At 71.9% G+C, this 22,288-nt stretch carries 18 protein-coding genes, 3 tRNA genes and 1 pseudogene; 10 read left to right on the top strand and 12 right to left on the bottom strand.

Features of this window, described 5'->3' with window-relative positions; genetic code table 11:
- Window positions 1-30 precede the first annotated feature (30 nt).
- Window positions 31-1,932, top strand: a complete 1,902-nt coding sequence (gene dnaG, locus ACH45E_RS14250; RefSeq protein WP_361438137.1) for a DNA primase — start codon at window positions 31-33, stop codon at window positions 1,930-1,932.
- 13 nt (window positions 1,933-1,945) lie between these two features.
- Here dnaG and ACH45E_RS14245 read toward each other — a convergent pair whose 3' ends face one another.
- The gene (locus ACH45E_RS14245) at window positions 1,946-2,143 is read right to left on the bottom strand and encodes a hypothetical protein (RefSeq protein ID WP_361438135.1); all 198 of its coding nucleotides are present in this window, start codon (window positions 2,141-2,143) and stop codon (window positions 1,946-1,948) included.
- 109 nt (window positions 2,144-2,252) lie between these two features.
- Between ACH45E_RS14245 and ACH45E_RS14240 the strand changes: the two are divergent.
- Window positions 2,253-3,506: pseudogene (locus ACH45E_RS14240) on the top strand (RNA polymerase sigma factor).
- 34 nt (window positions 3,507-3,540) lie between these two features.
- Here the strand turns inward: ACH45E_RS14240 and ACH45E_RS14235 are convergent.
- The 4 genes from ACH45E_RS14235 to ACH45E_RS14220 form a co-directional block, all read right to left on the bottom strand.
- Window positions 3,541-5,469: an ABC transporter ATP-binding protein gene (locus ACH45E_RS14235; RefSeq protein ID WP_361438133.1), complete on the bottom strand. Its 1,929-nt coding sequence runs from the start codon at window positions 5,467-5,469 to the stop codon at window positions 3,541-3,543.
- Window positions 5,469-7,202 carry an ABC transporter ATP-binding protein gene (locus ACH45E_RS14230; RefSeq protein WP_361438131.1) on the bottom strand — a complete coding sequence of 578 codons (1,734 nt, stop codon included), beginning with the start codon at window positions 7,200-7,202 and terminating at the stop codon, window positions 5,469-5,471. Before ACH45E_RS14230 ends, ACH45E_RS14235 begins: the two co-directional genes overlap by 1 nt.
- Window positions 7,203-7,341: 139 nt before the next feature.
- Window positions 7,342-8,796, bottom strand: a complete 1,455-nt coding sequence (locus ACH45E_RS14225) for an FGGY family carbohydrate kinase (protein ID WP_361438129.1) — start codon at window positions 8,794-8,796, stop codon at window positions 7,342-7,344.
- Between the two features lie 109 nt (window positions 8,797-8,905).
- Complete coding sequence (locus tag ACH45E_RS14220; protein ID WP_361438127.1) at window positions 8,906-9,214, bottom strand: YtxH domain-containing protein; 309 nt, start codon at window positions 9,212-9,214, stop codon at window positions 8,906-8,908.
- A gap of 157 nt (window positions 9,215-9,371) precedes the next feature.
- On the opposite strand from ACH45E_RS14220, the gene ACH45E_RS14215 reads away from it, so the two are divergent.
- The 3 genes from ACH45E_RS14215 to ACH45E_RS14205 all read left to right on the top strand — a co-directional run bounded on the left by ACH45E_RS14215 (window position 9,372) and on the right by ACH45E_RS14205 (window position 9,777).
- Window positions 9,372-9,444 (top strand) — tRNA-Asn (locus tag ACH45E_RS14215).
- A gap of 5 nt (window positions 9,445-9,449) precedes the next feature.
- Window positions 9,450-9,522: transfer RNA gene (locus ACH45E_RS14210), tRNA-Asn, on the top strand.
- A 178-nt stretch (window positions 9,523-9,700) separates the two neighbouring features.
- Window positions 9,701-9,777 (top strand) — tRNA-Ile (locus tag ACH45E_RS14205).
- Window positions 9,778-9,910: 133 nt separating this feature from the next.
- On the opposite strand, the gene ACH45E_RS14200 is transcribed toward ACH45E_RS14205, so the two are convergent.
- Window positions 9,911-10,774 carry a LysR family transcriptional regulator gene (locus tag ACH45E_RS14200; RefSeq protein WP_361438125.1) on the bottom strand — a complete coding sequence of 288 codons (864 nt, stop codon included), beginning with the start codon at window positions 10,772-10,774 and terminating at the stop codon, window positions 9,911-9,913.
- A 93-nt stretch (window positions 10,775-10,867) separates the two neighbouring features.
- On the opposite strand from ACH45E_RS14200, the gene ACH45E_RS14195 reads away from it, so the two are divergent.
- Complete coding sequence (locus ACH45E_RS14195) at window positions 10,868-11,605, top strand: SDR family oxidoreductase (RefSeq protein WP_361438123.1); 738 nt, start codon at window positions 10,868-10,870, stop codon at window positions 11,603-11,605.
- A gap of 51 nt (window positions 11,606-11,656) precedes the next feature.
- Here the strand turns inward: ACH45E_RS14195 and ACH45E_RS14190 are convergent, their stop codons facing one another.
- Window positions 11,657-12,160, bottom strand: a complete 504-nt coding sequence (locus ACH45E_RS14190; RefSeq protein ID WP_361438121.1) for an RICIN domain-containing protein — start codon at window positions 12,158-12,160, stop codon at window positions 11,657-11,659.
- A 203-nt stretch (window positions 12,161-12,363) separates the two neighbouring features.
- Between ACH45E_RS14190 and ACH45E_RS14185 the strand changes: the two genes are divergently transcribed.
- Together ACH45E_RS14185 and ACH45E_RS14180 are read left to right on the top strand one after the other, a co-directional pair.
- On the top strand, window positions 12,364-14,838 hold the full coding sequence (locus tag ACH45E_RS14185; RefSeq protein ID WP_361438119.1) for a nitrate reductase: 2,475 nt from the start codon (window positions 12,364-12,366) through the stop codon (window positions 14,836-14,838).
- On the top strand, window positions 14,835-15,326 hold the full coding sequence (locus tag ACH45E_RS14180; RefSeq protein WP_361438118.1) for a hypothetical protein: 492 nt from the start codon (window positions 14,835-14,837) through the stop codon (window positions 15,324-15,326). Before ACH45E_RS14185 ends, ACH45E_RS14180 begins: the two co-directional genes overlap by 4 nt.
- Here ACH45E_RS14180 and ACH45E_RS14175 read toward each other — a convergent pair whose 3' ends face one another.
- Window positions 15,327-15,980 carry an ANTAR domain-containing protein gene (locus ACH45E_RS14175; protein ID WP_361438116.1) on the bottom strand — a complete coding sequence of 218 codons (654 nt, stop codon included), beginning with the start codon at window positions 15,978-15,980 and terminating at the stop codon, window positions 15,327-15,329.
- 237 nt (window positions 15,981-16,217) lie between these two features.
- Between ACH45E_RS14175 and ACH45E_RS14170 the strand changes: the two genes are divergently transcribed.
- Together ACH45E_RS14170 and ACH45E_RS14165 are read left to right on the top strand one after the other, a co-directional pair.
- On the top strand, window positions 16,218-16,583 hold the full coding sequence (locus tag ACH45E_RS14170) for an STAS domain-containing protein (protein WP_399040698.1): 366 nt from the start codon (window positions 16,218-16,220) through the stop codon (window positions 16,581-16,583).
- Complete coding sequence (locus ACH45E_RS14165; RefSeq protein ID WP_361438114.1) at window positions 16,580-17,512, top strand: anti-sigma factor RsbA family regulatory protein; 933 nt, start codon at window positions 16,580-16,582, stop codon at window positions 17,510-17,512. The genes ACH45E_RS14170 and ACH45E_RS14165 overlap by 4 nt, the downstream gene beginning before the upstream one ends.
- Window positions 17,513-17,556: 44 nt before the next feature.
- Here the strand turns inward: ACH45E_RS14165 and ACH45E_RS14160 are convergent, their stop codons facing one another.
- From ACH45E_RS14160 to ACH45E_RS14145, 4 genes are all read right to left on the bottom strand, one after another.
- Window positions 17,557-18,594: a rod shape-determining protein gene (locus ACH45E_RS14160; RefSeq protein ID WP_361438112.1), complete on the bottom strand. Its 1,038-nt coding sequence runs from the start codon at window positions 18,592-18,594 to the stop codon at window positions 17,557-17,559.
- A gap of 168 nt (window positions 18,595-18,762) precedes the next feature.
- Window positions 18,763-19,119: a CU044_2847 family protein gene (locus ACH45E_RS14155; protein WP_361438110.1), complete on the bottom strand. Its 357-nt coding sequence runs from the start codon at window positions 19,117-19,119 to the stop codon at window positions 18,763-18,765.
- Window positions 19,120-19,198: 79 nt separating this feature from the next.
- Window positions 19,199-20,839 carry a carboxyl transferase domain-containing protein gene (locus ACH45E_RS14150; protein WP_361438108.1) on the bottom strand — a complete coding sequence of 547 codons (1,641 nt, stop codon included), beginning with the start codon at window positions 20,837-20,839 and terminating at the stop codon, window positions 19,199-19,201.
- Window positions 20,832-22,280 (bottom strand): acyl-CoA synthetase, encoded by a 1,449-nt coding sequence (locus ACH45E_RS14145; protein WP_361438106.1) that lies wholly within the window; start codon window positions 22,278-22,280, stop codon window positions 20,832-20,834. The genes ACH45E_RS14150 and ACH45E_RS14145 overlap by 8 nt, the downstream gene beginning before the upstream one ends.
- Window positions 22,281-22,288 lie beyond the last annotated feature (8 nt).

Below are 22,288 nucleotides of genomic sequence, written 5' to 3'. Positions count from 1 at the left end.
ACTGTCACACACCCCACGTAGAATTCACGCGTGGCAGGACGGATCAACGACGAGGACGTGAAGGCGGTACGGGACGCGGTCCCGATCGACTCCGTCGTGTCCGAGTACCTCCAGCTGCGCAACGCGGGCGGCGGCAACCTCAAGGGCCTCTGCCCGTTCCACGACGAGAAGTCGCCGTCCTTCCAGGTCAGCCCGAGCAAGGGACTCTTCCACTGCTTCGGCTGCCAGGAGGGCGGCGACACCCTCACGTTCGTGATGAAGGTCGACCACCTCTCCTTCTCGGAGGCGGTCGAGCGCCTCGCCGCGCAGGCCGGCATCACCCTGCGCTACGAGGAGGGCGGGTACAACCCGTCCCACCAGCGCGGCGAGCGGATCCGCCTGGTCGAGGCCCACAAGATCGCCGCGCAGTGGTACGCGGAGCAGCTCGCCACCAGCCCCGAGGCCGAGACCGGCCGCGTCTTCCTGGCCGACCGCGGCTTCGACCAGGCCGCCGCCGTCCACTTCGGCGTGGGCTACAGCCCCCAGGGCTGGGACCACCTCACCCGCTATCTGCGCGGCAAGGGCTTCACCGACAAGGAGCTGCTCCTCTCCGGCCTCTCCCAGGAGGGCCGCCGCGGCCCCATCGACCGCTTCCGGGGCCGGCTGATGTGGCCCATCCGGGACATCGGCGGCGAGGTGGTCGGCTTCGGCGCGCGCAAGCTGTACGAGGCGGACAACGGCCCCAAGTACCTCAACACGCCCGAGACGGCGATCTACAAGAAGAGCCAGGTCCTGTACGGCATCGACCTGGCGAAGAAGGACATCGCGAAGGCCAGCCGCGCGGTCGTCGTCGAGGGCTACACGGACGTCATGGCCTGCCATCTCGCCGGAGTGACCACCGCCATCGCGACCTGCGGCACGGCCTTCGGCGGCGAGCACATCAAGATCCTGCGCCGGCTGCTGATGGACAACGGCAGCGCACGCGTGATCTTCACCTTCGACGGCGACGCGGCCGGGCAGAAGGCGGCCCTGCGCGCCTTCGAGGACGACCAGAAGTTCGCCGCCGAGACGTACATCGCGATCGCTCCGGACGGCATGGACCCCTGCGACCTGCGCCTGGCCAAGGGCGACGAGGCGGTGGCCGACCTGGCCGAACCGCGTACCCCGCTCTTCGAGTTCGCGCTGCGCCAGATCGTGAGCCGCTACGACCTGAACACCCCGGCGGGGCGGGCCGCCGCCCTGGACGAGGCGGCCCCGATCGTGGCCCGCATCAAGAACAGCGGCGCCCAGCACGAGGTCGCCGTCGAGCTGGCCGGGATGCTCGGCATCCTCGACACCCAGTTCGTGGTCAAGCGGGTCGCCCAGCTCGCCCGTTGGGCCCGCGACCGCGGCGGCCGGGGCCCGGCGCCGGCGGCCCCCCAGCGTCCCCCGCAGGAGTACGCGGCCGTACGGGCCCCTTCCGGCCCCGCGCTGAACCTCCGCAACCCGGTGTACGCCACGGAACGCGAGCTGCTGAAACTCGCCCTCCAGCGGCCGGAGCTGGTCTCCCCGGCCTTCGACGCGTACGGGATCGACGAGTTCACCGCCCCGCCCTACGCGGCCGTACGCCAGGCCATCATGGACGCGGGCGGCGTCGAGTACGGCACGCAAGACTCCCAGGAGTACCTGGTCCGCGTCCGCGAGGCGGCCCCCGACGACGCGGTCCGCGCGATGGTGACCGAGCTGGCAGTGGAAGCGATCATGCGCCGCACGGTCGACGAGCCCTACGCCGGCGAACAACTCGTCTGGGTCCGCCGCCGCGCCGTCGACCGCCGCATCCACGACATCCAGAGCACCCTCGCCCGCCTCGGCACCGGCGGCGACCCGGCCCACCTGGCGGCCGTACAGAACGAGTTGTGGGTCCTCCAGCAGTACGGCCAGACACTGCGGGTGCAGGGCGCGGCGGCGCTGTAGCGACAGCTCGCGGCTACTGCTCGGTGCGCGTGATCCCCAAGCGCTCGAGCAACTGCCGCTGCCCGGCGACGAGGGAGCGAAGCAGCCCGCCGTGCTGGAGCTGCGTCTCGCGCATCGCCCGGACGAACTCCATGTCGTGGCGGCGGGTCACCACCTGCTGCTCCTCCACCTGGCCGACCAGCCCCTCCAGCCGCTGCCGCAGCTCGCCCATGCCGCCCCTCCCATCCCACCACGCCCGGTATTCACCGGGGAAACGACCTGGATAACCATCCCGTCACGACCCGGATGCAAAAAGTCACCGCACGCCCCTCGTGGCGGTGATGTGTCTTACCCCACACTGGGGTGCGGTGCCTGAGTCCTCGGAGCGCGGCTGATCCGTCCCCCACGGATCGCGCTCCCCGCGGTTCCACTCAGCAGCGATCACCCTGGAGGTCGCCCCCGTGCAGACCCAGACCCTCACACAGACCGACAGCACCGACAGCACCGCGACGGACGAGCCGCCGGACGCCGAGAGCGAGGTCTTCGCGGTGGTGCCGCCGCAGAGCCGTGCCGCGCACCACCCGGAGACGGAGCCCGAGCCCGAGCACGAGCCGGAGGGCGCGGCCGAGCCGGCGGAGGCGCCCGTCGAGGCCCCGGCGGCGGCCGCCCGCGCGGACACCAGCGCTCCCTCCTCGGACCTGTTCCGCCAGTACCTGCGCGAGATCGGCCGGATCCCGCTGCTCACCGCGGCCGAGGAGGTCGAGCTGGCCCGCCGGGTCGAGGCCGGGCTGTTCGCCGAGGAGAAGCTGGGCAGCACCCCCGGCCTGGACGACCGGCTCGCCCTCGACCTGGACCGGCTGGTCGTGATGGGCCGCATGGCCAAGCGCCGGCTCATCGAGGCCAACCTGCGGCTCGTCGTGTCCGTCGCCAAGCGGTACGTCGGACGCGGCCTGACCATGCTGGACCTGGTGCAGGAGGGCAACCTCGGGCTCATCCGGGCCGTGGAGAAGTTCGACTACGCCCGCGGCTACAAGTTCTCCACGTACGCCACCTGGTGGATCCGCCAGGCCATGTCCCGCGCCCTCGCCGACCAGGCCCGCACCATCCGCGTCCCCGTGCATGTCGTCGAGCTCATCAACCGGGTCGTACGGGTGCAGCGGCGGATGCTCCAGGAGCGCGGGTACGAGCCGACCCCCGAAGAGGTCGCCGCCCACCTCGACCTGCCGCCCGAGCGGGTCGGCGAGGTGCTCCGCCTCGCCCAGGAGCCGGTGTCGCTGCACGCGCCCGTGGGGGAGGAGGACGATGTCGCGCTCGGTGACCTGATCGAGGACGGCGACGCGGCCTCACCCGTGGAGTCGGCGGCGTTCCTGCTGCTCAGGGAGCACCTGGAGGCCGTACTGTCCACCCTCGGCGAGCGCGAGCGCAAGGTCGTACAGCTGCGCTACGGCCTCGCCGACGGCCGCCCCCGCACCCTCGAGGAGATAGGGCGCATCTTCGGCGTGACCCGGGAACGCATCCGGCAGATCGAGTCCAAGACCCTGAACAAGCTGCGGGACCACGCCTTCGCCGACCAGCTGCGGGGCTACCTGGACTGAACGGGGCCGCCCGCGAAGGCGGCCCCCGGTGCGCTCAGTCGACCTCGGCCACGGCCTCCGCGAACTGCGCCTTGTACAGCCGTGCGTAGGCACCGTCCGCGGCGAGCAGCTCCGCGTGGGCGCCCTGTTCGACGATCGAGCCGTTCTCCATGACGAGGATCGTGTCCGCGTCCCGGATCGTCGACAGCCGGTGCGCGATCACGAAGGACGTCCTGCCGTGCGCCAGCTTGGCCATGGCCTTCTGGATCAGCACCTCGGTACGGGTGTCGACGGAGCTCGTCGCCTCGTCGAGGACCAGGATCACCGGGTCGGACAGGAACGCCCGCGCGATGGTGATCAGCTGCTTCTCACCGGCGCTGACCCCCGTGCCCTCGTCGTCGATCACGGTGTCGTAGCCGTCGGGCAGGGTGCGCACGAACCGGTCCGCGTGGGCCGCCCGCGCCGCCTCCTCGATCTCCCCGCGGGTGACCTCGCGCGACGCGCCGTACGCGATGTTCTCCGCGATGGTGCCGCCGAACAGCCAGGTGTCCTGGAGCACCATGCCGATCCCGGAGCGCAGTTCGTCGCGGGACATCTTCCGGATGTCCACACCGTCGAGGGTGATGCGCCCGCCGGTGACGTCGTAGAACCGCATGAGCAGGTTGACCAGGGTGGTCTTGCCCGCTCCGGTCGGGCCGACGATCGCGACCGTGTGCCCGGGCTCCACCTTCAGCGACAGGTCCTCGATCAGCGGCTTCTCGGGGTCGTACCGGAACGCCACGTGCTCCAGCGCCACCCGCCCGCGCAGCTCCGCGGGCTTCTCGGCCGCCACCGGATCCGGCTCCTGCTCCTCCGCGTCCAGGAGTTCGAAGATCCGCTCGGCCGAGGCGACGCCCGACTGCACCAGGTTGGCCATCGAGGCGACCTGGGTCAGCGGCATCGAGAACTGCCGGGAGTACTGGATGAAGGCCTGCACATCGCCGATGGACAGCGAGCCGGACGCCACCCGCAGACCGCCGACCACGGCGACGAGCACATAGTTCAGGTTCGACACGAACATCATCAGCGGCTGCATGACCCCGCTGTTGAACTGCGCCTTGAACGAGGCCTCGTACAGCGCGTCGTTCTCCTCGGCGAACTGCTTCGCCGACTCGTCCTGCCGTCCGAACACCTTCACCAGGGTGTGCCCGGTGTACATCTCCTCGATGTGCGCGTTCAGCTTGCCGGTGGTGCGCCACTGCTGCACGAAGTGCGGCTGCGACCGCTTGCCGACCCGGGTGGCGACGACGAACGACAGCGGCACCGTGACCAGGGCGACCAGGGCGAGCAGCCAGGACACCCAGAACATCATCACGAGCACGCCGATGATGGTCAGCAGCGAGTTGATCAGCTGGCCCATCGACTGCTGGAGCGTCTGGCCGATGTTGTCGATGTCGTTGGTGGCCCGGGAGAGCACCTCGCCGCGCTGGCGCCGGTCGAAGTACGACAGCGGCAGCCGGGACAGCTTCGTCTGCACGTCCTCGCGCATCCGGTACATCGTGCGGTTGACGGCCCGGTTGACCAGCCGCGTCGCCACCGCCATCAGCAGACCCGCCACGAGGAACGTACCGAGCGCGAGCAGCAGGACCTGGCCGACGGCGTCGAAGTCGATGCCCTTGCCCGGGGTGAAGTCGGTGCTCTTCAGCATGTCCGCGACGGAGCCCTGGCCCCGGGCGCGCATGCGGTCGAGCACCTGCTCCTTGGTGGCCCCGGCCGGCATCTGGCGCCCGATGATGCCCGAGAAGACCAGGTCGGTGGCCTTGCCGAGGATCTTCGGGCCGATCACGCTGAGGCCGACGCTGACCACCACGCACAGCAGCAGCGCGTAGATGGTGAGCCGTTCCGGCCCGAACCGGGCGACGAGCCGCTTGCCCGAGCCCTTGAAGTCCATCGAGCGCTGGTCCGGGCCGCCCCCGGCCATCATGCGTCCCATGGGCCCTGCCATCAGGCGGCCTCCGCTTCCGTCAGCTGGGAGAGCACGATCTCCCGGTAGGTCTCGTTGTCCGCCATGAGCTCGTGGTGCCGGCCCGTGCCGACCACCCGGCCCTCGTCCAGGACCACGATCCGGTCGGCTTCCCGGATGGTCGCCACGCGCTGGGCGACGATCACGACGGTCGCCTCGGCGGTCTCCCGGGCCAGAGCCTTGCGCAGCGCCGCGTCGGTGGCGTAGTCGAGCGCGGAGAAGGAGTCGTCGAAGAGGTAGATCTCGGGGCGCTGCACGAGCGTACGGGCGATGGCGAGCCGCTGGCGCTGGCCGCCGGAGACGTTCGTACCGCCCTGCGCGATGGGCGCGTTCAGCCCGCCCTCCAGCTTCGAGACGAACTCCTTGGCCTGCGCGACCTCCAGCGCGTGCCACAGTTCCTCGTCGGTGGCGTCCGGGTTGCCGTACCGCAGGTTGGTGGCCACCGTGCCCGCGAACAGGTACGGCTTCTGCGGGACCAGGCCCACCGTCTTCGCCAGCAGCCTCGGCTCGACCTCCTGGACGTCGACGCCGTCGACGAGCACCGCGCCCTCGGTCGCGTCGAACAGCCGCGGGACCAGCCCGAGCAGTGTCGACTTGCCGCTGCCGGTGGAGCCGATCACGGCGGTGGTCTCGCCCGGCCGGGCCACCAGTTCGACCGCCTTGAGCACCGGCTCCTCGGCACCCGGATAGCGGAAGCCCGCCCCCCGGATCTCCAGATGGCCGTGCCGGCGCAGCTCCGTGACGGGAGCCGTCGGCGGCACCACGCTGGAGTCGGTGTCGAGGATCTCCTGGATGCGCTCGGCGCACACCTCCGCGCGGGGCACCATCATGAACATGAAGGTGGCCATCATCACGGACATGACGATCTGCATCAGATAGGCGAGGAACGCGGTCAGGTCGCCGATCGCCATTCCGCCGCTGTCGATGCGGTGCGCGCCGAACCACACGACCGCGATCGACGACACATTGACGACCGTCATCACGATCGGGAACATCAGTGCGAGCATCCGCCCGGTGGCCAGCTGCATCTCGGTGAGATCGCCGTTCGACTTCCGGAAGCGGTCCGCCTCGTACTCGTCCCGGACGAAGGCGCGGATGACGCGGTTGCCGGTGATCTGCTCGCGCAGCACCCGGTTCACCGTGTCCAGGCGCACCTGCATCGACCGGAACAGCGGGCGCAGCCGCCGCACGATCAGGGTGACGCTGATGCCCAGCACCGGCACGACCGCCACCAGCACCCCGGACAGTGGCACATCCAGCCCGAGCGCCAGCACGATACCGCCGACACACATGATGGGCGCCGACACCATCAGGGTGAACGTCATCAGGGCCAGCATCTGGACCTGCTGTACGTCGTTGGTCGTACGCGTGATGAGGGAGGGCGCGCCGAAGTGACCCACCTCACGCGAGGAGAAGGACTGCACGCGGTCGAAGACGGCGGCCCGTACGTCCCGGCCGAGCGCCGCCGCGGTCCGGGCGCCGTAGTACACGGCCCCCATGTTGCACACGACCTGTGCCAGCGAGATGCCGATCATCAGGGCGCCGAAGGAGAGGATGTAACCGGTGTCACCCTTCACGACACCGTTGTCGATGATGTCGGCGTTCAGGGTGGGCAGGTAGAGGGTGGCGCAGGTCTGCAGGAACTGCAGCAGCACCAGCACGGCGATGGGTTTCTTGTAAGGCCTGAGACAGGCCCGAAGAAGTCGTATGAGCACGCTAGGTCTCTCGGGGTCGGCGAAGGGGGCGTTCGGTTGCCCTTGGCCCCCATCGTCGAACACTCCACCCGCGTTACCTCAACCGATTAAGCCAACAGCGGTCCTCAAGCGACCCTGAAAATGTGGCGCGTTGTCACCCTTATGGGCGAAATGCCCCGGGGTGGGTCTGTTCCCGTACCGACACGAACTGCTGTCGTACGGCCTGCCCCACCGCCAGTTCCTCACCCGGGTCCAGCACTTGCGCCGCCGCGCCCTGCCAGGCCGGCGGGGTGCGCGGGTCGAGGGTGCCCTGCGACACGCCGAGCGCCCACGCGGCCTGCCGGGCGGCACCGATCGCCGCGTAGTCGGCGGGCTGCGGTACGACGACCTGCGCGCCGAACAACGAGGGCGCGGCGGCCTGCACGGCGGGCAGTTCGGCGGCCCCGCCGAGCAGGAAGATCCGCCGTACGTCCACGCCCCGGCCGCGCAGTACGTCGAGCGCGTCCGCGAGCCCGCACAGCATGCCCTCGAACGCGGCCCGCGCCAGATGCTCGGGCTTCATCGACTCGCGCCGCAGCCCGGCCAGCGTGCCGGCGGTGTGCGGGAGGCTGGGCGTCCGCTCGCCCTCCAGATAGGGCAGCAGCACCAGGCCGTGGGACCCCGGCGTGGACTTCATCGCCAGATCGGACAGGCTCTCCAGGTCCGGCACGCCGAGGAGTTCGGCGGTTCCGCGCAGCGTCCGTACCGCGTTCAGGGTGGTCACGACCGGCAGGTGCATGCCGGTGGCGTCGGCGAGCGAGGTGATCATCCCGCTCTGGTCGACGAGCGCCTCCGGGTGGACGGCCATCACCGACCCCGAAGCCCCCAGGGACACCACGGCGTCCCCGAGGCCCAGCCCGAGACCGAAGGCGGCGGCCATCGTCTCGCCGGTCCCGGCGGAGATCAGCAGCCCCTCCGGCGTCGTACCGGCCGCGTCGGACGGGCCGATCACCTCCGGCAGCATCGCCTGGTGACCGAGCGCCAACTCGACCAGATCCGGCCGGTAGCCGCCGGTGGCCGCGGACCAGTACCCGGTGCCTGAGGCCCCGCCGCGGTCGGTGGTCCGGCGCACCGGCCGCCCGAGCAGCTGCCACACCAGCCAGTCGTGGGCCTGGAGCAGGACGGCGGTCCGACGCGCGTTCTCCGGCTCGCTCTTGGCGAGCCAGCGCAGCTTGGTGACGGGCTGCGCGGCCTGCGGAACGCACCCCACCGCCTGCGCCCACGCCTCGCGTCCGCCCAGCGCGTCGATCAGATCGGCCGCCGCGACCTGCGCCCGCTTGTCGCCGCCGACCATCGCCGGGCGCACGGTGGCGCCCTGCGCGTCCAGGGGGACCAGCGCGTTCTGCTGGGCCGACACGCCGATGGCCTGCACGCCTTCGAGCAGCCCGCCGCCCGCCGCCTCCCCGAGGGAGAGCAGCCAGGCCTGCGGGTCCACGTCGCTGGTCCGCGGCCCGCCTTCCGGCATGTCGAGCGGATGCGGCGCGTATCCCTGGCGCAGCACAGCGCCCGTGTCCGTGTCGCAGACCACGATGCGAGTGAAATCGGGCGAGCTGTCCAACCCGGCGACTATCCCCATGCCTTCAATTTTGCCGTAGCGCTGCGCCTGCTTTGGCCGTGGGCGGGTTCTCGCCGTGGGGTTGACGGTCGCCGCGCCCGGCGCTCGGGGCGGCGGCCAGGAGAAACCGCTAGGTGTCGCTGGTGCCCCAGTCGTCTTCCGGGGTGGCGGTGTGGCCGTTGTGGTGGCGCAGGGAGCGGACTCGTTGGGCCACCGACTCCGGGACGCGGTCGCCGACCTTGTCGCTGACCGAGTGCAGGGCCTTGCCCGCGAACTGGCGGCCTTGCTGGGCGGCGGTCTCGGCGGTGTTGCGGACGGCGGGGTTCTGGGCGATCTGCCGAGCGGACTTCTTCAGCGTCTCGTAGCGTTCGCGTCCGGCCCTCGTGCCCAGGACGTAACCCAGGGCGAGTCCGACGACGAACGTCAGCCGGTAGCGCATACGACCACCCTTCCCATGCGTAGCTCTCTCGTGCGGCGACGGCGCCGGGGAGTACCGATTGGCGGAGCACCCCCCTGCTTGCGCTAATGTATGTGTCGCAGCGAGCGGGCGCCTCCTGGCGAATACCCAGGCCGGTACGTTCGATGCAACGAGGCATTCCTCCGTAGCTCAATTGGCAGAGCAGCCGGCTGTTAACCGGCAGGTTACTGGTTCGAGTCCAGTCGGGGGAGCTCGGTCCTCCGTAGCTCAATTGGCAGAGCAGCCGGCTGTTAACCGGCAGGTTACTGGTTCGAGTCCAGTCGGGGGAGCATGCTGAACGAGGACCCCTCAGGGGTCCTTTTTCATGTCCGGGGGAACCGCCGCGCCCGTGCCCGAGTCCTCAAGGTCATGAAGGGCCGCAGGAAGCCGCCCCTCCGAGGCAGGAGATCGTATGAGCGGCTATGCTGCGGCAGACGGCGCGCACACATGTACGCGACACGCCGCTATGGGGCGGTAGCTCAGCCGGTTAGAGCAGCGGACTCATAATCCGCCGGCCGTGGGTTCGAGTCCCACCCGCCCCACCACCGCGAGTCGGCGCAGGAACGTTTTCACCTGCGCCGACTTTGCGCTTTCCGGGGGCCGGACGCGGGGAGCGACACGCCGGAACGTATCCGCCACGCGCGAGCTGGAGGCCTTCTCGGGTCGGGGTGCTGATGGTCACAGCCGTGTGGCCGTGCGGATCAGCCCGGCGAGGGCGAGCGAGCGGCTGTGCGCGGGCCAGGCGATGTGGGTGACCACGGGGGGCGCGTCGGTCAGGGGGACGGCTGCGTGCTCGGCCCACAGCCAGGCGCGGGCGGAGTCGGGCATGACGGCCATGGTGCGTCCGAGAGCGATCAGTTGGGCCAGTTGCGTCTGGTCGTGGACTTCCGGGCCCGGGCCGGGTGGGTAGGTGCCGTGGCGGGGCCAGCGGGCGGGCGGAAGACCGGGGACGTCGCTGACGTCGGCCAGGGACAGAGCTTTGTGCGCGGCGAGGGGGTGCCCGGCGGGCAGGACGGCGATCTGCCCCTCGGTCATCAGTTCCTCGCTGTCGAACCCGGCGAGGGAGTTGAACGGCGTGTGCATGAGCGCCACATCGGCGCGGCCGTCGCGCAGCATCTCCTCCTGCTCGCACATGCCGCTCGGCAGCACCTCGATCTCGGCGGCGTCGGGCTCGGCCGCGTAGGAGCCGAGGAGCTTCTGCAGCAGCTCGTGGGCCGCGGCGGCCTTCACCGCCAGCACCAGGCGGCTGCGGGGGCCGCCCGGGCTGTCGGCCCCACCGGCGCGACGGGTGCGGCGGGCGGCTGAGATGGTCGCGTCGAGGGCTGCGCGGCCCTCGTGCAGCAGTACCTCTCCGGCGCCGGTCAGCAGGACGCCGCGGCGGTTACGTGTCAGCAGCGAGACACCGAGGCGCCGCTCGAGCTGCTGGATCGCCCGGGACAGCGGTGGCTGGGCCATGCCGAGGCGTTCGGCGGCGCGGCCGAAGTGCAGTTCCTCCGCGACGGCCAGGAAGTACCTCAGCTCGCGGGTCTCCAAGGTGTCCACAGCCACAGCGTACGTCGGTGATACCCGCCGGGTATGACAGAGCACCGTATCGGTGTTGGCTGCACCGCTCCGCCGCGGGCGAACATCAACGGCATGAGCGAAACGAGGACCGCGCTGGTGACCGGCGCGAACAAGGGAATCGGGTACGAGATCGCGACCGGGCTGGGCGCCCTCGGGTACCGCGTGGCCGTGGGGGCCCGCGACGAGGCCCGGCGCGAGTCGGCCGTCGAGAAGTTGCGCGCCGCCGGGGTGGACGCGTTCGGGGTGCCGCTGGACGTGACCAGCGACCGGAGCGCCACCGATGCCGCGCAGCTGATCGAACGGCGGGCCGGGCGCCTGGATGTCCTGGTCAACAACGCCGGCATCTCAGGAGAAATGGGTCCGGGGTGGGAGCAGGATCCGACCGCGCTCGACCTCGACGTGGTGCGCACGGTTGTGGAGACCAACGTCATCGGTGTCATCCGGGTGACCAACGCGGTGCTGCCGCTGCTGCGGCGCTCGACGTCGCCCCGCATCGTCAACGTCTCCAGTTCCGTCGGCTCCCTCACCCGGCAGGCGGACCCGGACATCGAGATCGGCCCCGTCATGGCGGCCTACGCGCCGTCGAAGTCGTTCCTCAACGCCGTCACCGTGCAGTACGCCCGGCAGTTCGCCGGAACGAACATCCTGGTCAACGCCGCCTGCCCGGGCCTGGTCGCGACCGACTTCACCGGCTTCCACGGGTCCCGCACTCCGGAGCAGGGCGCAGTCACGGCGATCCGGCTCGCCACGCTGCCCGACGGCGGCCCGACCGGTTCGTTCTTCGAGGACGACGGCGTCGTCCCCTGGTGACACGCTCAGCGCGAGGCGGCGGTGCGGCTCGCCGCACCCAGGCGCGACTCGTCAGTAGTAGAGCGTCGACCAGCTCTGCTGCGGTTGGTTGTTGCAGTCCCATAGCTGCACCTTGGTGCCGTTGGTGCCGATCGTGTTGAGATCCGCGTCGACACAGCGGTTGCTGTACCGGCTGACGACCTGGTGCGTCGCGCTTGTGGTTCCCCCGGTGATGGTCCACTTCTGCTGCAACTGATTGTTGCAGTCCCACAGTTGAACCTTGGTGCCGTTCGCGCCGATCGTGTTGAGGTCCGCGTCGAGGCATTTCCCGTTCTTGGAGCTGCGAATGGTCCCGTCGCCGTACAGAACCCAGTTCTGTTGCGCGCTGTTGTTGCAGTCCCACAGTTGAACCTTGGTGCCGTTGGTGCCGATCGTGTTGAGGTCCGCGTCTACGCAGCGCCCGTTCTTCGCACTCCTCCAGGTGAAGATCGGGTGACTGGCCGCCTGGGCGGGCCCGGTTCCGGAAGCAGCCAGCAGCGCGGCCAGGCCGCACGCGAGTGCGAGTTTTCTGATCATGATTCCCCCCAGAATCGGCCTTGGATCGCGAGATCCGAGTTATCGCAAGGTTATGCGCGCATCAGCGCGACTTGGGTGGAATGATCGAATAATTATGTTTTTCTACTTTTGATGAATTACTGTCTCCGGACAAGACCAGCTGTTGACACCGGCGATCAGCCGGGTACTCGGGGGTCGCCCGCAGGAGGCTCCGGAGGTGCGCGATGGACGGGTCCGTGGACCGGATCGCCGAGCCCTGGGGTGTGCGTACGCCGTACGGGCCGGGCGCGGGCTGGCCGGTGCGCACCGACACGCACCTGGCCGCCGGGGTCGGCGAGGACGATGTGGAGCGGTGGGTGCAGGCCGCCTCGCTGCTGCACTCCGGTGGGGACGCCATGGACATCGCGGTGCGCGGCGGGCGGATCGTCGGGGTGCGGGGGCGGGCCGTGGACCGGGTCAACAAGGGGCGGCTCGGGCCCGTGGACCTGTTCGGGTGGCAGGCGGGCGCCTCCCCGGACCGGCTCACCCGGCCGCTGGTGCGGGAGGGCGGGCGGCTGGTGGAGAGCGACTGGGACCATGCCATGGGGCGGGTGGTGAGCCGCAGCAAGGAACTGCTCGACGGGCGCGGACCCGGGTCCATCGGCTTCTACACCACCGGGCAGCTGTTCCTGGAGGAGTACTACACCCTCGCCGTCATCGCCCGGGCGGGCATCGGTACCCAGCACCTGGACGGCAACACCCGGCTGTGCACCGCGACCGCCGCCGAGGCGCTGAAGGAGACGTTCGGCTGCGACGGGCAGCCCGGGTCCTACACGGACGTGGACCACGCCGACGTCCTCGCCCTCTTCGGGCACAACGCCGCCGAATCACAGGCCGTGCTGTGGATGCGGATGCTGGACCGGCTGGACGGGCCCGAGCCGCCCCGGCTGGTCTGCGTGGACCCACGGCCCACACCCGTGGCCCGCCGCGCCACCGTGCACCTCGCGCCCCGGCCCGGCACGAACGTCGCCCTGCTCAACGCCCTGCTGCACGAGATCATCCGGACCGACCGGATCGACCACGAGTTCGTACGGGCCCACACCGTCGGATACGAGGAGCTCGCCGCCCGCCTGCGGGACTGCACCCCGGGGTGGGCCGCACGGATCTGCGACGTACCCGCCACGGCGATCGAGGAGGCCGCCGAGATCCTCGGCGGTGCCGAGCGGCTGCTGTCCACCGTGCTCCAGGGCGTCTACCAGTCCCACCAGGCCACCGCCGCGGCCGTCCAGGTCAACAACCTGCACCTGATCCGCGGCATGCTGGGCCGCCCCGGCGCCGGGCTGCTCCAGATGAACGGGCAGCCCACCGCCCAGAACACCCGCGAGTGCGGCGCCGGCGGAGACCTGCCGGGCTTCAGGAACTGGCAGAACGACGAGCACGTCGCCGAACTCGCCCGGCTGTGGAACGTCACACCCGAGTCCGTCCCGCACTACGCCCCGCCCACCCACGCCATGCAGATCTTCCGCTACGCCGAGCAGGGCTCCGTGCGCATGCTGTGGATCACCGGTACCAACCCGGCCGTGTCCCTCCCCACCCTGTCCCGCATCCGGTCCGTCCTCGAACAGGAGCGTCTGTTCACCGTCGTTCAGGACCTGTACCTCACGGAGACGGCCCAGCTCGCCGACGTCGTGCTGCCCGCCGCCACCTGGGGGGAGAAGACCGGCACCTTCACCAGCACCGACCGCACCGTGCACCTGACGGAGAAGGCGGTCGAACCGCCCGGCGAGGCCCGCCCCGACCTCGACATCCTCCTCGACTACGCCGCCAGGATGGGCTTTCGCGACCAGGACGGCGGCCCGCTGATCACCTGGAAGGACCCTCAGTCGGCGTTCGAGGCCTGGCAGCGGTGCAGTGCCGGACGGCCCTGCGACTACACCGGCCTGAGCTACGACCGCCTGCGCGGCGCGTCCGGCATCCAGTGGCCCTGCACCCCCGCCGCCCCCGACGGCACCGAACGCCTCTACACCGACGGCATCACCTGGGCCCACCCGGACCACTGCGAGAGCTACGGCAAGGACCTGGTCACCGGAGCCCCCGCCGAACCGGCGGAGTACCGCGACCTCAACCCCGACGGCAAGGCGGTCCTCAAGGCCGCCGAGTACCTCCCCCCGCACGAGGTCGTCACGCACGACTACCCGCTCCAGCTCACCACCGGACGCACGCTCTACCACTTCCACACCCGCACCAAGACCGGCCGCGTCCCCCAACTCAACACCGCCGCACCCGAGATGTGGGCCGAACTGTCCACCGCGGAAGCCGCCGCCCGAGGGCTCGCGGAAGGCGACCTGGTCGAGGTCACCACTCCCCGCGGCGCGGTCCGCGCCCGGCTGCGCGTCACCGCCATCCGCGACGGCACGGTGTTCCTGCCCTTCCACTACGGCTACTGGGACACCCCGGCGGGGCACCGGCCGCCGGACCGCGTCACCGGCCGGGCCGCCAACGAGACCACGGTCACCGACTGGGACCCGGTCTCCAAGCAGCCGCTGTTCAAGACCGCCGCCGCCCGCGTCCGCCTGTTCGCGCACGGCGACGGCACACCCGCACCCGCCCCCACCACCACCGCCTCCGCACCGGCCCACCCGGACGGCGTCCCGCCGACCGAGGGCGGACCCCAGGCACACGCCACCCACACCGGGGACCGGCGGGAGGACCGGCCATGAACGGCATCACCCTCACCCTGCGCGCCCTGCACCACGGCGAGCGCAAGCTGGAGAAGGACCTGCTGGCCGCCGCCGAACGGCACCACACCGAGCACGAGTTCCACCACGTCGCGATCGACCTCGCCGACTGGTCCCACCAGCACCGGGCCCGGATCGCCGAGACCGGCCACCACTACGGCCTGGACATGTCGAACACACCCGGCCAGCCGGCGTACGGCATCATGGCCACCCTCCGCGAAGTGGCCGCCGACACCCTCACGCGCCGCCCCGAGACCGGACTGCTGCTCCTGCACGACCTGCACGACCTCTGCCTGACCGCCTCCGGCAACTCCCTCTACTGGGAGATGCTCGCCCAGGCCGCACAGGCCACCAAGGACACCCGTCTCCTCGGACTCGTCGCCGCCTGCCACCCCCGGACCCTCAGGCAGATCCGCTGGGCCGACTCCATGATCAAGACCCTGTCACCGCAGCTGCTCACCAGCCAGTGATCACCGGTCGGCGAGGTGGTGGGTGAGCGCCGCGCGCAGGGCCCCGCGCAGGCCCTCCGGGAACGGCGGGCCGTCGGCCGTGGTGCTGGCCGTCACCGCCTCCGCCACCGTGTGCAGCTTGGTGTTGGACAGCTGGGAGGTCTCCCGCAGGATGTCCCACGCCTGGTCGGACGTGCAGGCGTGGGTGGCCATGAGAACGCCCCGGGCCTGGTCGATCAGCGGACGGGACGCGATCGCCCGGCGCAACTGGCCTATCTCCTCCTCCAGGAGGTGCATCCGCTCCGCACGCTCCCGCGACACCGCCGAGGAACCGGGAGCCTCCGAGGTGTCCAGTCCCGCCAGTTCCAGGATCCGGCGCGGCTGGCCGTTCCAGGCGGTGGCCGAGACCGGGACGCCGTGGCGCCGGCCGTACCCGTTCAGGACCTCCAGGAACTCCAGCCCGGCCGTGTCCATGAAATCCACCGCAGACATGTCCAGCTCCACCCCGTCGACACCCGTCGGCAAGGCCGCCAGCGCCGTGGCGAGGATGTCGGCGCAGCCGTGCACGAGTTCCCCGCGGGGAGTCAGCAGTGCTGCCCCGCCCGTCTCCGTACGGGAATCGATGACCAGTGTGGCCGGCCGCCGGGAAAGAGGCGCGCGTGCCGCTGTGCTCATGTCTCCGCCCTAGTTCGTCCCGGACAGTGGTCACGCGGATGCACCGCGTGTGCGCCATGCCAAGGCGCAACTCAGAGTGCGCGTGCCCCCAGTGGGTCCGGGGTACACCTGGTGCGGAGTGAAGAAAGAGAAGATGCGGGTGGAACCGGCGATTTCCAGCGGTGCGGGGGATCGGGGCGGTGGCGACGGCGCATACTGGGAACTCGTGGTCCTGAGCACCGAGGAGACGGCGTGAGCATCCCCGAGCCCGCGCGACACGGCCCGCCCGGCAGACCCGCGCCGCCCGCACAGGTGCCGCAGCTGCGGGTCCGTCCACTGTCCGGACGGATCGGCGTACAGGCGGTGGGCGAGGTCAGCCTGACCACGCGCGGGATCTGGGAACGCGCACTGGAGCAGGCTGTTCGCGAGGACGAGGACGTGTACTACTTGGAACTTTCCGCGGTGACGTTCGTGGACGTCGCGGGTGTCGACGCGCTCGCGGGCGCCGCCCAGCGGCTCCGCGACGGCCGCCGGATCGTCGTCGACCGGCCGCCGCCCGCCCTGCCGCGCCTCCTGGAACTGTTCTGGCCCGGCCTCCGGACGATCGAGGTGTCGAAGTCATGACCGCCGTGGCCGAACCCTTCGTGCACCCCGCGCTGTTCTACGCGGACGAGCGGCAGTACCTCGCGGGCACGGTCCCCTTCATCCGGGACGGGCTCGCCGGCGGCGAACCGGTCGCGGTGGCCGTCCCCGGCGAGAACCTGCGGCTCATCCAGGACGAACTGGGCGCCGACGCCGCGTCCGTGCGGTTCCTGGACATGCGCGAGGCCGGGCGCAACCCCGGCCGCATCATCCCCGGCGTGCTGCGCGCCTTCGCCGACAGCCAGCCGCCCGGGCGGCGGGTCCGGATCATCGGCGAGCCGATCTGGGCGGGCCGCAGCGCCACCGAGTACCCCGCCTGCGTCCAGCACGAGGCGCTGATCAACGCGGCGTTCCAGGACCGCGCGGTCACCATCCTGTGCCCGTACGACACCGTGCGCCTCGACGAACAGGTCCTCGCGGACGCGTACGCCACCCACCCGACCGTCATCACGGCCGGCGCCACCGGCGGCCGGGACAGCGACACGTACGCCCCCGACGCCGTCGTCGCCCGCTACAACGAGCCGCTGCCGAACGCCCCCGACGGACTGTCCTTCGACTTCCGCGAGGAGACCCTCTCCGAGGCCCGGCACACCGCCACCGCCGAGGGCGCCCGGCTCGGTCTCACCGGCGTACGCCTGGAGGACCTGGCGCTGATCACGGCCGAGCTGACCACCAACAGCGTGGTGCACGGCGGCGGTTCGGGCCGGCTGCGGGTCTGGGCCGAGGACGCGTACGTCGTCTGCGAGGTACGCGACAAGGGCCGGCTGACCGACCCGCTGGCCGGCCGCCGGCCCGCGAGCCGCGATCAGCGCGGCGGCCGCGGCCTGCTGCTGGTCAACCTGGTGGCCGACCTGGTACGGCTGCACACCGGGGCGGACGGCACCACGATCCGCTGCTACCTGACGCGGTAGGCGGCACGCCCGGCGACCTCCTCGGCGGCATCCCGGCGGCACTCTCAGGCGGCCAGCGGATCCAGCACCAGCGGCTCGATGCTGCCCTCCAGCATGGCGCCGATGCCCTGGATGGCGCACATGTCGGGCCGCTCGGCGATGTGCACCGGCATGCCGGTCGCCTCGATCAGCATCCGGTCGAAGCCGGGGAGCAGCGCGGAGCCGCCGACCATCATGATCCCGCGGTCGCCCAGGTCGGCGACCAGGTCGGGCGGGCAGTCCCGCAGCACCTTGCCGATGCCGTCGAGCACGGCGGTCAGCGGCGTCTGGATGGCGTTGCGCACGGCGGCGGTGTCCACCCGCACACTGCGGGCGAGGCCCGTGACCACGTCCCGCCCGTGGATCTCGGTGGACGCCGGGCCGCGCTCGGTCAGGCCGCTGCCGGACAGGGCGAGCTGCAGCGGCCGTACGGACTGGCTGGGCAGCATCAGCGCGTGCGCGTGCCGCAGGTGCTGCACGATCGCGTGGTCGACGGCCTCACCGCCCACCGGGATCCGCTGGGCCGTGACGATCGACCCCAGGGACAGCACGGCCACCTGCGTCGCCGCGGCCCCGCACACCATGACCATGGTCGCCTCGGGCCGCTCCACCGGCAGCCCGCACCCCACGGCCGCGGCGATCAGCGTGTCCACCAGCTCCACGCGCCGCGCACCCAGCCCGACCAGCGTCTCGATCGTCGCCCGCTGGGCCAGCGGATCGGCGTCGTGCGGGGTGCAGGCCGCCGCCCGCAACCGGGGCCTGCGGCGCAGACTGCGGCGCATCTTGTCGCCGAGCAGATGGCGCAGCATGCGCTGGGCCATCTCGACGTCGACGACCGTACCGCCGGACACGGGCCGTACCACCCGGATGTAGTCCGGCGTCCGCCCCGTCATCTGCTCCGCGAACTCGCCCACCGCGATCAGGGAGCCGCTACGGGTGTTCACGGCGGCCACGGACGGCTCGTCCACGACGAGCCCCGGGCCCTTGACGTACACACGGGTGCGGGCCGCTCCCATGTCCACGGCGAAATGGCAGCGGCGCAACTGCTCCAGACTGACGATCACGGCAGATCCTTCCGAGCGCGCGGGCTTCCTCAGTGCATCCTGCGCGGGCACGGGGGGCGGGCGCCTTTTGGAGGGGGCCGGGTGGGGGTGCGGCCGAACGGGGGGTTGTGGGCGTCCGCCCGGCGTGTCGGCGGGACCGGGCCGCCGGGCGTGCCCGGCGGCCCGGGCTCATGACCGGTCGGTGGGCTCCGCCGATCCCTGTGCTTCCTGGCCCGGCGTCCAGCTCAGCCGGACCACCAGCTGCGCCTCCGCCGCGCCCTTGGCGATCACCGCCCCGGCCTCCGCGCTCAGCTTCACGCCGAACTCCAGTTCCACGGAGTCGGGCCGCAGCGCGCCGTCCCGGAAGACCCGCAGCGCGGACTGGGCCGCCGCGCGCACACCGTCCAGGGCACTCTCGAAGGTGCGGGCGGTCTGCGCGGCCGGTCCCTCACCGCGGGACACGAGCCGGGACCCGGTCGCCGCCTCCGCGGTCTCCACGACGACGACGGCGCCGTCCTCGGTCCTGAACTCCACCAGCCTGTTCATGGCGTCGCTCGCCCCCCCCCGGTGCGCTGATCCCACGTCAACTCCATTGTGGCGGAAGGAGCCCGGCGGCGTCCCCGGTTCAGGGGTGATCCACGATGCCCCGGATCACCCCCAGCTCCAGCAGGTCCTGCGGCCGGATGCGCAACTGCTCGGCGGTCGCCTCCACCTCCTCCGGCGGGCGCTTGAGGATCGCGGCCGCCAGCTCCGGGGCGATGACGGAGAAGTAACTGTCCGGGGTGGCCCAGGTGTTGCCGGGCGCGGCCAGCGCGAGCGCACCGCCCGAGCCGCCCTCGCCGACGACCAGGGTGGTGACCGGGACCCGGGCGGCGGCCACCGCGCCGAACAGGTCCGCGATCGCCGCGCCCGCGCCCTGCCGCTCGGCCTCGGCGTCGTTCGCCGCGCCCGGTGTGTCCACCAGCGTCAGCACCGGGATGCCCAGCCGGTCCGCCAGCCGCACCAGCCGGGCGGCCGTGCGGTATCCGGCGGGGCGGGTGGCCGTGCCGGTCTGGGCGGCGTAGGCGACGGTCCGGCCGTCCCGCTCCCCGAAGCCGCACAGCATGCCGTCCGGGTCGGCCCCGCCGCAGCGGTCGCCGGAGAGGGCGGCCCGGCGCGTGAAGTGGGCGTCCAGATAGGCCTGGGCACGGGGCCGCTCGGGAGAGCGGGCCCGCTGCACGGCGGCCCAGCCCGTGCGGGGGAGACCCGTGATGCCGAGCGCGGAGGGGACGGAGGCCGGCTGCGCGTGGGCGGGGGGAGGCGGGGGCGCGGTCTCGGGGACCGGCTCGGCGTGGGCCGGTATGGCCGGGGCCGGCGGTCGCGTGGCACGGGGTTCACCCTCGGCTCCCGCCGCGGATACGCCGGAAGTCCCCGCGATACCGGGGGAGTCGGGCGTACGTGCGGCGCTGGGCGTGCCCTGGACGTGGGGAGCATCCGGCGCGCCGTGGGCACCGGAAGAGCCGGGTCCACCGGAAGCGCCTGGTGCGCCGGAGCCCCCGGGCTGTCCGGGCGGCCCGGGCTGCGTCCTCCGCGTCGCCGGTCCGCCGGTCAGCAGCCGCAGCCACAGGCCCAGTACCCCCCGCAGCTCCGCCGGAGGCACCACCGCGTCCGCGGCTCCCGCCGCCACCTGGGCCTCGGCCGTGTATGCGGTCGGGTCGGTGTCGGGTGGGCGGACGCGGGAGCCGGCGAAGCCGATCTGGGCGCCGGGGAGGGCGAGGATCACGTCGGCGCCGGCGCCGAGGGTGGCCCAGCCGCCGCCGGTGGTCGGGTCCCGCAGCACGGCGATCTGCGGCAGGCCCGCCTCGCGGGTGAGCACGGACTGGCGGGCCACGCGCTGGAGTTGGGTGAGGGCGAGCATGCCTTCCTGCATCCGGCTGCCACCCGTCGCGACCAGCGGTACGACCGGGAGCCGGTGCTCGCGGGCGTGGGTGTACGCCGCCTCCAGCCGGTCGCCGGTGCGTACGCCGAGCGAGCCGCCGAGAAAGCCGAACTCGAACGCGATCAGCACGGCCCGGGCGCCCTCGACGCTCCCGGTGCCGCACACCACGGACTCCCGCTCGCCGGTGCGTGCGGCGGCGCGGGCGCGCGAGGCGTCGTACCCCTGCCAGGAGAGGGGGCCGTCCGGCTCGGACCCCCGTATCGGGGGTATCGGATACGGGAGTTCGGTGAAGGTGCCCTCGTCGGTGACCAGGTCGAGCACCGCCCGTGCCGACAGGCGTTCAGACATCGCCCAGCGCCCGCTTCATGATCTTCCCCATGTCGTTGCGGGGCAGCGCGTCCAGATGGCGGACCACCCGGGGACGCTTGTGCGGAGCCAGGCGGCGGGCCACGTGATCGGCCAACTCCTCCGTGGACGGCGGCTGTCGCGGGTCCGCCGGTACGATCCACGCCACGATCCGCTCGCCCAGGTCGGGGTCCGGCTCCCCGGTGACCGCCGCCTCGCGTACCCCGGGATGCTCCAGCAGGGCGTTCTCGATCTCGCCCGCGCCGATCTTGTAACCGCCGCTCTTGATCAGGTCGGTGGCCTTGCGGCCGACGATCCGCACGTACCCGTCGGGCTCGCGCACCGCGACGTCCCCGGTGCGGAACCAGCCGTCGGCGGTGAAGGCGGCGGCGGTGGCGTCGGGCCGGTTCAGGTACCCGGTGAACAGGTTCGGGCCGCGCACCTGGATCTCGCCGACGGTCTCCCCGTCGTACGCGCCCACCTCCGTACCGTCCTCCTCCACCAGCCGCAGCTCCACGCCCGGCAGCGGCACGCCGACCGTCCCGGCGCGCGGCTCGCCGTCGGCCCGCACGCTGGTGTTCATCAGGGTCTCGGTCATGCCGTAGCGCTCGATCACCCGCCGCCCGGTCGCCGCCGCGATCCGCTCGTGGTCGTGCACCGGCAGCGCGGCCGAGCCCGACACCAGCAGCCGGGCCCGGCCGAGCGCCTTGGCCAGCTCCGGGTCGGCCGGGAGGGCCTCGGCGATGCGGTGGTACATCGTCGGCACCCCGAACAGCATGGTCGCGCCCTCGTTCAGCTCCCGGGTCACGCCCTCGGTGCCGAACCGCCCCAGGTGCCGTACCGAGCCGCCGCGCCTGAGCGGGCCCAGGATGCCCAGCACCAGCCCGTGCACATGGAACAGCGGCAGCCCGTGCACCAGCACGTCGTCCCCGGTCCACTGCCAGGCGTCGGCCAGCGCGTCCAGGGTCGTGGCGATCGCCCGGCGGGGGATGACCGCGCCCTTGGGCGGGCCGGTGGTGCCGGAGGTGTACACGATCAGCGCCGGGTCGCCCTCGGGCGTACGGTCCTCGGGGACGGCCGCGCTGCCGTGCACGTCGATGTCCACCCGTTCCAAGGCGGCGACGGCGGCCGGGAGTTCGGCGCCCGGCGCGGCCAGTACGAGCGCGGGCGCGCTGTCGGAGAGGATGTGCGCGAGCTCCTTCTCACCCGACTTCGGGTTCAGCGGCACCGCGGCCACCCCGGCGAGCAGCGCGCCCACCACCCCGACCGCCGTCTCCAGTTCCGGCGTCGCCCAGACCGCGACCCGGCGGCCCGCGTCCCGGACCCGCTCGGCCACGGCCCCCGCCGCGGCACCCAGTGCCCCGTACGTCAACGCCCGGTCGCCGAACCGCAGGGCGACACGCTCGCCCGGACCGCCCACCAGGGCCGGAAAGAGGGAGGACACGCGGGACA

The organism is Streptomyces sp. NPDC020299 (genome assembly GCF_044387825.1).
Taxonomy (GTDB): Bacteria; Actinomycetota; Actinomycetes; order Streptomycetales; family Streptomycetaceae; genus Streptomyces.
This window is presented reverse-complemented; position numbering and strand designations above follow the sequence as displayed.